We start from the raw sequence: 15,341 nt of genomic DNA on the forward strand, positions 1-15,341 counted from the left end.
CGAAGCGGCTAAGACGTTGTTAAATAAAAGAAAATTTCATTTATCGGAAATGCGTCTACAATCCTCGGTCATGAACGTGATTTCGTCCGCGAAGGCCTCGTTGGCGATCGAGGTTAGCACGCTGGCGTCCTGCAGGATCTCGTCGGTGACATACATCGTCGACATCAGCTTCTTGAGGTCGAGCTCGACGAGGCGGAACTTGGGCTTGGACGAGGGAGCAGGCGCGCCCTCGCCGACCCAATAGGACTGCACGCCGCCCCAACGCGAGCCGGTGGCACGGCTCGACTCGTCCACGGCCGGGATCTTGATGCCATTGGCGCTGGTGCTGATGCTCAGCTTGCGGACACGGCTGAGGATATCGCCGGTCACATAGGACCGCTTGAAGATCTCGGTCGCGAAATCCGTCTGCACCAGGAAGCCGCCGGACGAGGCGTCGACCTCGCCGGCGCCCTGCGGCGCGCGGACGAGGCGCTGGTCGAAGGTGCGGAGCGAGGGGTTCGCGTAATTGACGCAGGCGATCAGTTGCTCGCCGAAGTTGCGGAAGCTCTTGCCATCGTTTTGGGTCTGGCCGGGTTCCTGGGAGGCTTCGCCGCCGAGCGGACGAGCGAGACCGGCCTGACGCTCCTGCGCCTTTTCGGTGCGCTCGATGGAGCGCTGCAGGGTATCGATTTCGGCCTCCTTGGCCGTATAGGCGGCTTCGTCGTTCGCCAAGCCGACGAGTTCGTCGACCTTGACGCCGAGGGCGGCGCGCATCTCATGCAGTTTCATAGCTGTCTCCGGGACATGGGTTTAGGCGCCGTGCCCCAGGGGGACGGCGGGACGTCCTGGCCGCGTGGGCCGAGGAGGTTCGGGGGATGTGAGAGCGGCTAGGCCGCTTCGCTGATGGGCAAGTTGGCGCGCCTCTGCAGCGCCTTGGCGCGGCGGAGCCGCAGCGCCGTCGCGCGCGTCTCGGCGTCGGCGGTCTCGGTTGTGGCCTCGGCCAGATCGTCGGTGTTCGTCTCAGCCGGATCGTCCGACGCATTGGCGGCCGCGACCGCCGTGATCATGTCTTTGGCCTGACCGAGATGATCGAGCGCCTGGCGCAATGCATCCTCGTTGGCGGAGGACAGCGCCTTGCCGGCGCGCTGGACGGGGCTGCGCTGGTGGCGGGCTGTCATGCCGCGCATCAGGGCGATGCCGGCGGCACGGTCCTCAGTCTCGCCGGTGACGCTCGCGATCAGCTCGGCGACTTCCTCGGACGTCATGTCGATGAGGATCTGCCCGGCGTCCTTCAGAAGACCGCCAAGACGACCGGGGATGTCGGAGCCGTCGCCTTCGTAGCTGGCCTCCCAGGTGACGCTGCTGGTCAGATAGGCGAGCCATTGGATCACGTCGGCCATGGCGGACACGTCGTAGAGGTCGCGCGTCAGCACGCGGCCGATGGCGCGGGTCTCGGTCCCAACGATCGCGGCCAGCTGGACGACGTCGACGCCGGCGGCGCGGGCCAGCGCCAGAGCATTCTTGTTGCTCGGGATGGCGACGATCGACAGCTCGAGCAGCTCCTGCCGCGTGAAGTCGACGCCGCCCTTGCGCGATTTCGACAGCGTCCAATCGATCGGATCGAACCCGACGCTGCAGGAATTGATCACGCCGGCCCGGACCATCTTGTAGACGGCCTCGGCCCGCGGGTTGATGTCGGCCGCCACGAAGGTCGCGTCGCCGAGCAGGCGGCTCTCCTCGACCCGGATGTTGTGGACGCGGCCGATGACGTTCTGCGGGTCGCTCGGGTTGTGACCGTAGAGCAGCACCGTGCCGGCGCCGCTGCGGTCGTAGACCCAGCCGTTCGGATCAAGCGTCGTGTTGTAGCTATCGACCGAGTTGTCCGAGAGCACGAAGGTGACGGTGCGCGTGTCCTCGGCCGTGTCGGTGCTGGCCTCGACGCCGGCGAAACGCACCATGGTGTGCAGCGGACCGCGCTTGGCGGTGCCGAGGAGAGCGGCCGTGCGGAAGGCCGCGAGATCCTCGACCGGTTCGGCCGCGCTCGATCGATGGAACATGCTGGAGGATCCTTTAGGCGGCGGAGGCGTCGGCAGCGGGCCGGCCCGCATCATCGGGCGCGGTACCGGTCGACTGACTGCCTGCAGCGGCCATGTTCTGGGGTTGCTGGAGCTTGTCGCCACCCTCCATCGGGTCGCGTCCGTCGTCGATCCGCGCCTCGTTCGGTGTCATGAACATCGACATGATGCCGGTGCGATAAGCGTTGTAGCGGGCCGCCACGTCGCCCCGCGTGATCTCGCGATAGTCGAAGTCGATGAACAGGCCCTGGCGCTTCAGGCCGAACTGCGACGACAGTTTCGACCGCCACCGGTTGGTGTAGCCCGACAGCGTGTAGTTCACATATTCCTGGCCCTGCTGGCCGATGTTGTTGTTGGTCGACCGCGACAGCTCGCCCACCATGTGGGGCGGCACGCGGAAGATGCGGCAGACCTCCTGCAGCTGGAAGGCTCGAGCCGCAATGAACTCCATGTCGAGCGACGATAGCGACATGGCCTGCCACTTCAGGCCCTGCTCGAGCACCGGGATGCTGCCGGTGTTGGCGAGGCCGGCATGCTTCTTCTTCCAATCCTCCGACATCCGTTGGGCGCCCTCGGGCGTGAGGGTCTTGTCGGTCGTGAGCAGGCCGCTCGGCCGCGCACTATTGCCCATCCACCGTGCCGCCAGTTGCTCCTGGGCGAGGCTGAGGCCGATCGCTTCCCGGGCGAGACTGATGCGCGCCGCGCCGAGCAGGCCGTTCAGCGAGAAGCCGCGCAGGTGGATCATGTCCTCGGCCGGGACCAAGGTCGGGAAGCGGGCCGCCATCGCCATCTCGTGCATGCCGGAAGCGGAGAGCCGGTAGAATAAACCGCCGTCCGGCGTTTCCCAAAGGGCAACACGATCCGGATTCCAGGGCACCAGCTGGGAAGGCACGCCGCGCCGATCGCGCAGGATGGCCGCGTAACCGTTGCCGCGCATCATCAGGCCGCCGGTCAGCTGCTCGCGGAACTCCATGCCGGACTGCCACTCGTTCGGCTCGTCGAGCAGGGTATGCAGGAAGTGGTCTTTCGCCACCTCGCGGCCGCCGTCCTCGCGCTGCCGGTAGATCTCCGGCGTCAGCTTGCCGACATCCTCCGAGATCATGGTGACGCAAGCCAGCACCGCCGCGGCGTTGAGCGCCGTGTGCTGGTTGACCGGGATCCCGGTCTGCGAGGCCGACACGATCCCGAGCGCGTCCGCGAACTGCTCCTCGGCAGGGTCGCCATAGCCGCGCCGCCCGGCGGCGGTGCGATCCCGCCCGAACAGGCGCGTCATCCAACTCATGCCGGATCCTTCAAAAATACGTCAGGCCGCGCTCGACCGTGTAGACGGAGCCTTTCGGCTCGGGGTTGGCCGCCATCAGCGAGGTGGCGTTAAACGCCGACATCAGCGGATCGATCTTGCCGGTGCCGCTCACCTGCTTGGTGATCAGCACCGCATTGCCGCGCAGCTCGACCCGCGCGTTGCTGACGCACCAGGTCATTAGCGGCTGTCCCGGATGGGAGCAGGCCTGGTCCGAGAGCTTCACCTCGAGCGTCTTGATGGCGCCGGTGAGCTTGTAGCCCTGACTGACGGCGAACACCTGCTCGGTGTCGTCCGAGATGCCCCGCACCGAGAGCTCGTCGACGATGAGGCCGACGCCGGCCGGATCGAGGCCGACCGAGGCCAGCAGTCCGGCATCGTTGCATTGCACGACGCGGTCGACGAGCGCGGCATAAGCCGTGCCCATGTCGTCGACGATGGAGAGGTCTCCATCCCGCTCGAAGTCGAGGAAGTTGGACGCCTCGCTTTTCCGCCGCTCGAGGACGTTGCGATGCATCCAGGCGTGGATCCACAAGCGCCACTCGCGAGTGACCTTGTCGCGGCCGATGACCGCCAGGCCGAGCAGATCGTCGAGGCCGCCGCCGTCGATGCCGACCGTGATCACGTCCGACAGCGTCAGGATGTTTTCGAAGGTCATGCTCGGATCGGCGCGCTTCTCCCAATGCTCGGCCCCGGGCCAGCGGTCGGAGCCGAGCGCCATGCCGATCTCGACGTTGAGATGCTGGCTGGCCCAGCGCCGCAGCTCCTCCTCGCCGGCGAGCTTGGCCGTGTCGAAATCCTCGACCAGGCGGTCGACCGTGATGGACCGCCCGTCATTTGGGGTGACCATGTGCCAGAAGGCTTTGCTCTCCCACGGGTAGGGCTTGTCGGGTTCCTTCTTGGCCCGGCCGATCGCGTCGGGAAACTCGTAGAGGACCGGCAGCATCTTGCCGCCCGCCGTGCCGTTGCGGATGGCCCGCGCCTTGGCGAGCTCGGCCTTGAACACCCCGCGCGGCGGCCGTTCCGACTGGGTGGTCGTGATGGCGAAGAAGGCCTCCGGCTGCGAGACGATGCCGCCGCGGATCTGCCCCATGACGCGATCGGCGTCGGAGGATTCGGCGATGACGTGCAGCTCGTCGACCATGACGCCGGCCGGCTTCACGCCGGTCATCACCTTCGGGTTGAAGCTCTTGATCTGCAGCGTGGCGCCGGTCGGGTTGAACGTGACCTTCTTCTTGTGCGCCTGGATGTGAAAGCGGCCCTTGGACGACAGGAAGGGGTCGACCTCGATCATGCCGGTCAGATGCTAAACGGTCGCTAAATCAATGGTTTGCTGGCCATTGTTGCGCCCTTGTTGCGTCGCGAGCGGCATCAGCTGCGCGGCCATGCTCTGAATGATCTCATGGTGCCGCCCGCCACCAACGATCGGGTGTGCGTAGATCTGTAAAGTCGTGTCGAACTTCTTGTGTCCGAGAAGCGAAGCCACGTCCGGCATGGGCATGCCTGTGCTGATCATGAACGATGCGGCGAAGTGGCGAAGCGCATGGAAATGCGGCCACCCGTCCTTGCCGTTGTAGCCAGCGCGAACCAGCAACGGCTTCCAGTGTCCGGCATGAAAGCAAATCGAATGCATGCTGCCGCCGCGTTCCGATTGAAACAGAAGCTCGCGGTCATTGACCTTGTAGAACAGTGTCACCCACTCCCGCAGCATCGTACGGATATGCTCCGGCATCGGAACGTCCCGCAATCCGGAAATTGTCTTGGGAGATTTTAGGTCGTCAAACTTGGTCAGCCTATGTCGGACGTGAATAATGCCAAGCTCAAGGTCGACGTTGCACAAGGTCAGACCTGCGATCTCGCCGTGGCGCAGGCCACAGCAGCCTGCGAGGTTAACGAAAAGGCGCGCGAGAAGATGACATGCGGGTTTGTAGACTCGATCCGTCGACTCGGCGGTTTTGAGCAGATGCAGAATCTCACCTTTGGAGAAGGTTCGAATAGGATCGATCGGCGGTCGACCGATCTCCGCCAGAAACTCGGCAATGACCTTCTTGCGGATCAATTTGCGCCTGAAGGCGAAGGACTCGACCTGCTGCAACGTCCGCATACGGTGGGTCATGGTTGATGGGCTGTAGCGCTTCACCTTAGCCAGCCACTCATACCAAGCTTCGATATCCTTGAACGTCAGGTCCGTGATGAGTCGACCTCCGAGGCGCGGTACGATGGACTGGTCGACGATCATGGTAAGATTTTGGTGACACCCCTTGCCAATTTTGCCGTCCCGCAACCGGCCTTCCGAATAACGCAGGAATAGCTCGCAGATCTCCGACATGCGCAGCGCCACGGATCGTGGCGTATGTGTTCCGGCTTCGACCTCGGTCTCGGCGTGCGTGCGGAATTTGTCGGCTTCCTTCTTCCGTTCGAACGTTCTCATGCGGCGCTTGCCGGCTTCGTCGACATAACGGACCACCCAGGCGAATTTACTCTCTCCGTTGTGGGTCCACTCGCGTTTAGCGACGCTCGCCATCGGTGGCCTCCGATTGATGAAGAGGTTCGGCGAAATGGAGCCTGCCAAGTCGCGGGGGAGGGGACGCGACGAGCGGTGGGGCCGCCTCGCGGATATCGATCTGGATTGGATGTGCGATCATCATTAAGTTGCCTGTTGATTGGCTTTTGGCCGCTATCGCCAGCGATCGGTTCTGGCCCCGGGAGGGTGACAACCAAGTCGAAGAAAGCGCACCCGCGCGCGTTGCTCTTTCAGGCTGCAAGACGCCCGACTGCTCAAGAAGACTGCTCGCTGGCACCGCACAGGCGCGCGTCGGTTGTCGGCGGATTGGTCTCGCTAGAGACAACCCGACGCTCTCTGACGTGCCGTCGACGATGGACGAGTGTCATCGGGAGTTGTCCCCTCCGTCCGGAATCTTGGACGTGTATCCGGGGTCTGGCAAGTTGTTCTCGGTCTCACCACACACTATTCGTGAGGTGAAGTCGAAGGTCCTCAAAGGTAAGCGCATCGGCATAGGCTATATGGGTGAGGCAGGTCCATGGTTAAGGCCTCGTTTTCAAGAGCACTCGACGACCACGACGCAGTGCGGTGCTTCGAGTGACTTCGACGTGTCTGGAACCTCAGGCTTGATAATCGTTGGCCCCGATGTCTGGAGATGGGCTCTGTCGGAATGCATTCCGTTCCGATCGAGGGCTGCCCATGGTTTGCCGATGACGCTCCAAGATGCCCAGATAAAAGGCTAACCTATTGTAAACATTGATCCGTTTGAATTATTTGAATTCCACTCTATTCAAACGGGCAGGGCCAAAATCTTAACCCATTGTAGTGATTGACGTTTTTGATTTCGCGGCACCGCTATCTGCCCCTTTGAATAGCGCGTTTTTCAAAAACCCAGAAAATCTCCGCGTGAGACTACGTCCGGTTCCAGCCCCCCTTGACCGGTCGGGATCGAAACCCCCCACCCCCCGGCCAGGCCCCGACGCCTGACGCGGAGGGCCGGGCAGGGGCATCGGAGGGTCAGGACAGGCGATGGGGGCCAGAGAACCGTAGGACAGCCAGCGGGCTTCTATGATGCTTTGAATCGAGAGAAGCGGCCACCGCCGCGACGGGTGCCGTCTGGCCCTTCCTTGACCTGGTTGTCATGGGCCCGGCAGAGGAAGCGGAGGTTCGAGGCCTCGTCCGACCCGCCGTTGCGCGGGCTGACGATGTGGTCGACGACGACGCCGCGAGCCATGCAGCCGGGCGCTCCACATTGGTGACTGTCGCCGGCGAAGATGACTTGCCGCAGGACCTTCCAGTCCGACGTCCGGTACCGCGGATCCGCCGTCTTGAGCGGCAGCTTGGCGATGGAGAGGTCAGCCGCTTTCAAGCGCGACGGCACCGTGCGAAGCGCCATCGGCCAATCTCTCGTTTACTTCCGGGAATGTTCCTTATCGGAAGGAATCCGCCTTTTCAAAGTTAGGTGAACCGGCCGCCGTTGCGGCGGGTGCCATCGGGCAGCTGCTTGATCATATTATTATGCGCTCGGCAGAGGGATCGCAGGTTCGAGTCCTCGTCCGAGCCGCCGCTGCGTGGGCTCGTGATGTGGCCGACGATCAGTGCGCGTAACCTGCAGCCAAGTGCTGCACATTGGTAGCCGTCCCGCTGTACCAACCACGCGCTGCTGCTCGACCCTCCGCCTACTGCCGCTCGCCGAACGAGATGGGATAGGCTGCGGTGCGAACGCCGATCATCGGGTCGGCCGGCATGATTCCGATCGGGACGTTGCCTGGAAGAAAAATCAGTTGTTTGTCGAGATCCGCCTGATCGACCGCCATCTTGTCGATCGTGAGCGTACCCAAGCGGATCAGCCGGCGAGTGTCCGGCCACGCCTTTGCCGGATCGTCGAGGGCGTCAGTCGCCTCTGCAACCTGTGCAAACCAGTCGAAACGGATCGGCGCCCGGCCGACTCGATCGGCGACGTCGTGCAACAGATAGTCCGCCGGCTCGGTCTTCAGCGACGCTGCATCAAGATAATGCTCGCCAGCGGCGGGCACGAAGCGATAGCGGATCGCGATGCTCTGGCCGTGAGCGTCGACAAAGCGAAACGCGTTCACTCCGAAATAGCTGGTCGTGGCGAAGCTTGCCGGCGACTTTTGGCTGGAGAGAAACGCCTTGGCGGCTGGGTGAGTCTCGAGGAACCGGTCAAGCGCAGTCGGCTTCGTGGCGCTGGGCCCGCTCGAAGCAATCGCTTTGAACAGGTGTCCGAAATCGGCGGCGTTGGAGACCGGGAAGCCGTCGAAGCTGTGTGCCACGATATCGAGGCTGGCATCGTCGACCGTACCGAACTTGATCGACAGGCCGCGCGGATTGGCGTTGCCGTCGTTGTCGGGAATTGCGGGAAGGCCAGTGAAGTCCGAGAAACGGACGATGACGGGCGACGGGCTCTTGAACAGAGCGGCTTCGCTGATCGCGCTCGCTCCCTGCGCAGGATTGAAGATGCCGGTCAACACTATGCCTTTGGCGTGAATGGCACGCGCATGGTTATTGCCGAAGGTCGCGTGCAGGTCTGCAACTAGCCTGGCGGGCAGGTCGGCCGGATCTGCGGCTCGGGCCGGAACGGCGATCCCTGATGCCAGAAGACCGCCCGCGAGGAGAAGACGCCAACCCACACTGCGGTTTGCCCGTTTCAAAGTCTCGAAATGCATGGTGCCCCCTATGCAATTGCTCGAAATGATCATGCAGAGTGTTGGGACGAGTGTTAATCTCCTGGCTTGCGCAATCGTTTTCCCGGGTTGCTGTGGTCGTTGAGGTGTTCCTGTGCAGGGTCATGGCGAAAGGAAGTTCACGGAGTCGCGATTGCTCGCCTCTTCGGCGGCGCGAGACTGGCCGGCCCTCGCAGTCGACATCCGCAGCCACTGCGCGGGGCCCATTCCCGCCTTCGTCACAGAAGATGCCGAACTCACCTTGATTCTCGACGGCGATGGTCACTCGAACGTTCACCGCGCCGCACATGGCGTCCGCCAGCACGCGCCGGCCATGCGGGGAACAACCTTCGTCATTCCAGCCGCAACCCACGAGGAAGCCACGTATGTGACAGCCGACATCCCGGAGGTGATGCATCTGTATCTGTCGCGTCGCCTATTCGAGGATATTTCCAGGGAAGATCATCTGCCGTATTTCGATCCTGCCAATATTCATTATGTCAGCGGCATCTGCGATCGCTCCCTCGATTGGATGGGCGCGATCGTGGCGCGCGAACTCCTCCAAGAGACCTCGAGTGCCTCGATCCTCATCGAGACCATCGGGCTCAGTCTAGCCGAGCGGATGGTCGCTAATTACGGAATTGGGGTCCGCCAGCGACCGGCCACAGCCGGGGCAAGACGAGGACTGGACTCGATCCGGTTGCGTCGGGTGCTTGCCCATGTGGAGGATAATCTGGGCAGAGCGCTTTCGATCCATGAGCTTGCCGCCGTCGCGTGCCTCAGCCCTTTCCATTTCGCGCGCGCGTTCCGACAGGCGACGGGCGACCCGCCGCACCGCTACGTTTCTGGCCGCAGGCTCGCTCTGGCAAAGCGGTTGCTGCGCGAAACCGATCGATCGCTCAGCGAGATCGCGGCGATCTGCTGCTTCTCGTCCCAAGCTAACCTCTCCCGCGCCTTCGTGCGAGTGGTCGGCGTCACACCCGGACGGTTCCGTGCTGAGATGAATTTGTAGCGCACGCCCCAGACCTGACCCATCGCGTTAAGCCATCGCACTGTTGCGCGTCGGCGCAAGAGTCTCGATTTTGGCACTAAAATAAGCGTGAGGTCCGCTCATACTTTGAGGCGGCCGGTTTTACTTCCGGGAATGTCCATTATTAGAAGCAATTTGAGAGTGGGAAGGCTGCTCAGGGGGGCTTGCAGTGAGGCAGCTTTCGAACGGGCAAATTCCGGAAGCCGCCGTCGCCTACTCGCTTATTTGTGACGCTGGCAGAACCTGATCCGGTTCCCAAATGGATCGTGCACCTGTAGCTGATCTCCCCACGGCAGTCGCTCGATGCCGGGCCGGCCATAGCCGTAGTTCTTCGCAGTCAGTTCTGCATGAAAGGCTTGTACACCGGTCATCCAGACGAACGCCGTTGATCCGGGGCTAGCACCACCATGATGCTCGGTCAGGTGAAGTTCCAATCCGGCCCTCTCGATAGCCATATAAACAGGCAAGCCAAGCTCGTGACGATGTTCCATCGTGATGGCAAAGCCTAGAAAGTCACAGTAGAACTCCCGGGCCTTCGCCAAATCAAAGATGCGCAGGATAGGGATAGCTTGTCGGAACGACACTTGGCCCGGCCGATGGGGATCGAGAATTGCTGCGGCTGCATTCCAATCTCGATGGCCGAGTTCCGCCGCAACCAGTTCGAGGCTCGCGGCATGGGAAATGTTTATCGCGTTGACAGCTAGTGCTGATCGCAGCCGCTTAGCCATCGCTTTCGCTTGTTCGATTGTCGGCATGATAGTTCCTCGCGCCGGCGATGGTCATCGGGGCTCACATTGCCGATACATCGCCGGGCGGACTATCCGGTGAAGATCCGAACTCAGTGCCTTCACCATGTCCATATGGACGCGAGCGGCTGGCGGCACCTGCCGAGCATACACCTGTCAGAGCCGGGTCGTTGGTGTCAATCGGCTCTGCACGCTAGCAATGACCGCTTCAAAAATAGGGAGCCGGATTGTCCTATGGCTTGCAAGAGGCGAAAGCATCCATCCGGCATTCCGGGAATGTCCCTTATCAGAAGCTATTTGTCCGCGGCGTAGTCGCAGATGGGTGGAAAGTGGAAATAGGGGCGGAGGCGAAAAGCGGACATTCATCTCTGTGCCAATCAAAGCCACTGACCCTTGCACTCTAATACACCCGTGACCGTAGTCATTGTCGGAACTCGACTCCCAAGTCGGTCATCTAGCGGAGAGCGACCTATTCCCGAGGGCACGGAGTTAGCGTTTAAGCTGCGGAGTTGTTATCTTGCAGGCTGAACGGAGTATGCCCGATGGCGACGGTCGACGAGTGGATTGCCCATGCGGAAACTCTACCGGCGGTGGCGATGACAGTGTTCGAGGCCGCCGGCAACGTGCCGGTCACCGAGCGCGAGTTCTACGATCCAAAGGTCCTCTCCCTCGCGCTCTTGAGCCGAAGCTACAACACGTTCCGGGCCATTCTGGCGCTGGCGCGACAGGACTTTGTGCCGGAGATGCGGACGCTAGTCCGATCGTGCTACGAAAACCTCTTCCTGGTGGTTGGCCTAGCTGAGAAGGGCGACGGCTTCATCGAGGAAATGCTGCGCGACGAGCAGATGGCCCAGATCGGCACCACCAAGGTACTCTGGCAGGTGCACCGGGCCGAGGTGGGCGATAACGACCCACTGGTGAAGCAGCTGAAGAGCCGCATCGACTGGATGAAGGACCACACCCCCAAACCGGCGTTCCTGAACCCGGGGGACGCGGTCGCGAATACCTCGATCGAGCACACCTATTTGGTCTACAGGAACCTCTCACGCGATTCCGCCCACCCGTCCATCACGGCGTTGAAGCGGCACCTCGACATCGAGGAGGTGAAAGGGAAACTGCTAATGGGGTTAGACGTCCAGCCGCTGCCAAAGGAAGCAGAGCGCATCGAGACCATCGACCTCGCGTGCATCGCCCTGATGGCGCTTTGCATGGGAGTCGCGGGCGTTTTGGGTGTGGAGAGCAGCGCCGAGATGATCGACGCAGCGCAACGCTACGACCGTTTGAAGTACGGCCCCGAGGGGTTCATAGACGCCCGGCCGGGTTGCAGTTGAGACCTATTTTTCCGCTCTAGAGTTTTTACATCCACCGCTGCTCGGTGAGAGGTGTTGATCGCTGGCGAACGCTCCCGACGTCCGTAAAGGGTCGAGAGAAGCTATTCGGCTCCGGGAATGTCGCTTATCGGAAGCTATCGATAGCAGCCTAAGTCGCCGATGGCTGAAGGGCCGAAAATTGTAGGTTCAACAATCCTGTCCGATAGCAATCAAGCAGCAGACCTTCGCCCGACTTTCCGCTGGCCAACCCGCTAATCACGCAGACGCTACAGGGGCGGTGCATCATTCTTTAGTTACGCACGATGATCCCGACCAAGGCGAATAGCCAGAAACACACATATTCACGATAATCTCGACCAGGCAGCCTCGCTGATTTTTAGCAACCGGATGCGGGCGGCACATCCTTTACGGCATCTGCAAACCTCCGCATCAGGCGCACCAACTCGTCAACCTCTTGTAGGTCCCACGTTTTAAAGACTGCGCGACCCATCCGATCGCGCGCGGCGTCAACAAGCTCGGTCATCGTCTTACCCTTCGGCGTGATGCTGGCTTCCCGAACGCGGCGGTCGGCGGCACTGTCTGTACGCTGCACGAGGCCAAGGCTTTCGAGCTTCGCCACCTGACGGCTGACGGTCGTGTAGTCGCGGCCGACCCGATGGGCCATGTCCACCACTCCAATCGGTCCGTACCGTTCTATGCCGACCAACAATGGAAACAGGGCCCGGTCGAGGGGAATACCGGCCTCTCCGATCAGAGCTTCGTCACGCTGCGGCCGATTCATCACAGCGACGATATCGAGGACGGCTCCGTGTAGCTCACGAAGGCAAGTGGTGGATATATGTGTATTATGCATGTTATCAATTGACGCTGATGAGTGGCAATGATCCAGATGGGTGGAAAGCTGCCAATGCAGTTACGGCAGGCAAACGCCCACTAGCCGGTTCCATAATCGGACATTCCCACCTGTGTTCCGCACCGTCCAACCACCTGATCTTTTTCGGATGTCCGGGCAGTGTAAAAGTCTTGATTTCTGCACGCTCAATGATGGGGATTAACGCATTGCCCGTGATTGGCGAGTGTCTCGATGACACGGCAGTGATCGACGCGACCATGGCTACATCCTTCGATCATCGCCTGTAGTTCGGTCTTGAGGGCGGTCAGGCTGACCAAGCGCTGTTCAACGTCAATGAGGCGCGAGCGCGCGATGGCATCTGCGGTCGCACAGGGCTGGTGCGGGTCATCTTGCAAGGTGAGCAAGGTGCGGATGGCATCGATCTCGAAGCCCAGTTCACGCGCATGGCGAATAAATGCCAACCTGCGCAGGTCGCCGCTTTCGTAAAGTCGGCGGTTTGCCTCGGTGCGGGGTGGGGCAGGTAAAAGACCAATTTGCTCGTAATAGCGAATGGTCGGGACTTTCACGCCGCTGCTGCGCGCTGCTTCTCCGATGGAAATACCTTTCATCATGGGCTTGCTCCTCTAGTCGCTAGAGGATGTAGCATCCTGTTCTATAGAACAAGGATAGCGCGATGACGGCGATAACGACGCAGACCCGCTTCAGGGTTGAAGGCATGGATTGCGCAGCCTGCGCGACCAAAATCGACACGGTTGTGCGGAAAATGCCGGGCGTGGCCGACGTGTCGGTATCAGTGACGGCCGGCACCATGACCTTGCACCACGACGCCACAAGCGATCTGGTCTCGATCGCGAAGAAAGTCTCGGGTCTCGGTTACGCATTAACGCCGCTCGCTGGACAAGCTCCAAACGCAAACGAGAACGCGCACACTCACGATCACGCCGGTCACTATGATGGTGGGCACGATCACAGCTCGGCATCCCGGCCATGGTGGAAAAGCAAAAAGGGCTTGTTGACGATCGCGAGTGGCGCGGCGCTTGTCGCTGCTTACGGCGCTGGCAAGGCTGTTCCTTCCATAGCGCAATGGGTTTTTGTCGCAGCTATGTTAATCGGCCTGATCCCGATTGGCCGCCGCGCCATCATGGCCGCCATCGCCGGCTCACCCTTCACGATTGAAATGCTGATGACGATCGCGGCCGGGGGGGCAGTCATCATCGGCGCCGGCGAGGAAGGCGCGACAGTCGTGTTTCTCTTTTTGGTTGGCGAGCTGCTGGAAGGAGTCGCCGCCGGCAAGGCACGCGCCAGTATTCAGGGGCTGACCAAGCTCGTGCCACGCACGGCGCTGATCGAGCGCAATGGTCAGACCCAAGAAGTAGCCGCCGACGCTGTGGCGGTGGGTGCAATCGTGCTGGTGCGGCCGGGCGAACGCATTCCAGCTGATGGTGTGATTGTCTCCGGTGAAAGCGCGATCGATGAAGCGCTGATGACGGGAGAAAGCAAGCCGGTGCGAAAGGGCGTGGACGCCAACGTATTTGCCGGGACAATTAACAGTGACGCGGTGCTGCGCATTCGCGTGACGGCGGCGGCGGCTGACAACACGATCGCGCGCGTTGTTAAGCTGGTGGAGGAAGCGCAAGAAAGCAAAGCGCCAACCGAACGATTCATCGACCGCTTTTCTCGCTGGTATACGCCGGGCGTAACGGTAGTCGCGTTTCTTGTCGCCATCATCCCTCCGCTTGCTTTTGGCGAAGCGTGGGGAGCTTGGGTCTATAAAGGACTCGCGATCCTACTGATCGGTTGTCCTTGTGCATTGGTGATTTCGACGCCTGCGGCGATTGCCGCATCCTTGTCGTCGGGCGCTCGGCTTGGTCTCCTGCTCAAGGGCGGCGCAGTTCTCGAACAGCTTGGCAAGATCACGGCAGTCTGTTTCGACAAAACCGGAACCCTGACCGAAGGCAAGCCACAGGTGACGGATGTTGTGGCCTTCGGCCGGAATGAGCGCGACGTGCTATCGATGGCGGCGGCGCTTGAAACTGGCTCGACTCATCCGCTTGCAGTGTCAGTTCTAAAACGCGCTAAGGCCGACAAAGTGCCGGTGCCCCCGGCAGGCGAAGCGTCGGCCTTAAGTGGCAAAGGCGTCGTCGGCCGCGTTGGCGGCGTCAATCTGTTTCTCGGGTCTGCGGCCGCCGCCGGCGAGCGGGTTGCGCTCACGCCGGAACAGACCGCACGCATTGAAGCATTGAACGGCGTGGGCAAGACGGTTTCGGTGCTGCTAGCGGGAAATATTGTCGCTGGAGCAATCGCGATGCGCGATGAGCCCCGTGCTGATGCGCTTGCAGGCCTCAAGACGCTGACCGATGCGGGCATCAAAGTTATTATGCTGACCGGCGACAACCGCCGCGCGGCTGAAGCCATTGGCAAACAACTCGGCATAGAGGTTCGGGCGGAGCTGATGCCGCAGGACAAGCAGCGCATCGTCGATGATCTGAAACATCAGGGACTAATCGTCGCCAAAGTTGGCGACGGAATTAACGATGCGCCAGCGCTCGCAGCGGCGCATGTCGGCATTGCAATGGGCGGCTGCACCGATGTCGCGCTCGAAACCGCTGATGCTGCCGTGTTGCATGGACGGGTGGCCGATGTCGCGGCCATGATCGCGCTCTCAAATCGCACAATGGGCAACATCCATCAGAACATCACCATGGCGCTCGGCCTCAAAGCGGTGTTTTTAGTCACGACGGTAATAGGAATTACCGGGCTATGGCCTGCAATCCTGGCCGATACCGGCGCAACTGTGCTGGTGACGTTGAACGCGATGCGGCTGCTGCGGCCCGTGTAAA

At 61.5% G+C, this 15,341-nt stretch carries 13 protein-coding genes; 3 read left to right on the top strand and 10 right to left on the bottom strand.

The window, feature by feature from the left end; translation table 11 throughout:
* Positions 1-36: 36 nt before the first annotated feature.
* The 7 genes from EY713_RS15740 to EY713_RS15770 form a co-directional block, all read right to left on the bottom strand.
* On the bottom strand, positions 37-768 hold the full coding sequence (locus tag EY713_RS15740; RefSeq protein ID WP_131116484.1) for a phage major capsid protein: 732 nt from the start codon (positions 766-768) through the stop codon (positions 37-39).
* Between the two features lie 98 nt (positions 769-866).
* The gene (locus tag EY713_RS15745) at positions 867-2,036 is read right to left on the bottom strand and encodes an HK97 family phage prohead protease (protein WP_165491155.1); all 1,170 of its coding nucleotides are present in this window, start codon (positions 2,034-2,036) and stop codon (positions 867-869) included.
* Between the two features lie 13 nt (positions 2,037-2,049).
* Positions 2,050-3,336: a phage portal protein gene (locus tag EY713_RS15750; RefSeq protein ID WP_131116490.1), complete on the bottom strand. Its 1,287-nt coding sequence runs from the start codon at positions 3,334-3,336 to the stop codon at positions 2,050-2,052.
* 10 nt (positions 3,337-3,346) lie between these two features.
* On the bottom strand, positions 3,347-4,648 hold the full coding sequence (locus tag EY713_RS15755; RefSeq protein WP_131116493.1) for a terminase TerL endonuclease subunit: 1,302 nt from the start codon (positions 4,646-4,648) through the stop codon (positions 3,347-3,349).
* Between the two features lie 12 nt (positions 4,649-4,660).
* Positions 4,661-5,878, bottom strand: a complete 1,218-nt coding sequence (locus EY713_RS15760) for a tyrosine-type recombinase/integrase (RefSeq protein ID WP_131116495.1) — start codon at positions 5,876-5,878, stop codon at positions 4,661-4,663.
* Positions 5,879-6,923: 1,045 nt separating this feature from the next.
* Complete coding sequence (locus EY713_RS15765; protein WP_131116498.1) at positions 6,924-7,253, bottom strand: HNH endonuclease; 330 nt, start codon at positions 7,251-7,253, stop codon at positions 6,924-6,926.
* A gap of 283 nt (positions 7,254-7,536) precedes the next feature.
* Positions 7,537-8,544, bottom strand: a complete 1,008-nt coding sequence (locus tag EY713_RS15770; RefSeq protein WP_131116501.1) for a catalase family peroxidase — start codon at positions 8,542-8,544, stop codon at positions 7,537-7,539.
* Positions 8,545-8,695: 151 nt separating this feature from the next.
* On the opposite strand from EY713_RS15770, the gene EY713_RS15775 reads away from it, so the two are divergent.
* A complete protein-coding gene (locus tag EY713_RS15775) occupies positions 8,696-9,553 on the top strand; it encodes an AraC family transcriptional regulator (RefSeq protein ID WP_131116504.1) in 858 nt (285 codons plus the stop codon).
* Between the two features lie 239 nt (positions 9,554-9,792).
* On the opposite strand, the gene EY713_RS15780 is transcribed toward EY713_RS15775, so the two are convergent.
* Positions 9,793-10,326, bottom strand: coding sequence for a glyoxalase superfamily protein (locus tag EY713_RS15780; protein WP_131116507.1), 534 nt, complete (start codon positions 10,324-10,326; stop codon positions 9,793-9,795).
* A gap of 533 nt (positions 10,327-10,859) precedes the next feature.
* Between EY713_RS15780 and EY713_RS15785 the strand changes: the two genes are divergently transcribed.
* Entirely contained in the window at positions 10,860-11,648 is a 789-nt protein-coding gene (locus EY713_RS15785) for a DUF5677 domain-containing protein (RefSeq protein ID WP_131116510.1), read from the top strand.
* A gap of 376 nt (positions 11,649-12,024) precedes the next feature.
* On the opposite strand, the gene EY713_RS15790 is transcribed toward EY713_RS15785, so the two are convergent.
* Entirely contained in the window at positions 12,025-12,501 is a 477-nt protein-coding gene (locus EY713_RS15790; RefSeq protein ID WP_131116513.1) for a MarR family winged helix-turn-helix transcriptional regulator, read from the bottom strand.
* Positions 12,502-12,686: 185 nt separating this feature from the next.
* Positions 12,687-13,109, bottom strand: coding sequence for a MerR family transcriptional regulator (locus EY713_RS15795; RefSeq protein WP_131119814.1), 423 nt, complete (start codon positions 13,107-13,109; stop codon positions 12,687-12,689).
* 65 nt (positions 13,110-13,174) lie between these two features.
* On the opposite strand from EY713_RS15795, the gene EY713_RS15800 reads away from it, so the two are divergent.
* Positions 13,175-15,340, top strand: a complete 2,166-nt coding sequence (locus EY713_RS15800) for a heavy metal translocating P-type ATPase (RefSeq protein WP_131116516.1) — start codon at positions 13,175-13,177, stop codon at positions 15,338-15,340.
* Position 15,341: the final 1 nt, after the last annotated feature.

The sequence above is a fragment of the Lichenihabitans psoromatis genome, from assembly GCF_004323635.1.
Taxonomy (GTDB): Bacteria; Pseudomonadota; Alphaproteobacteria; order Rhizobiales; family Beijerinckiaceae; genus Lichenihabitans; species Lichenihabitans psoromatis.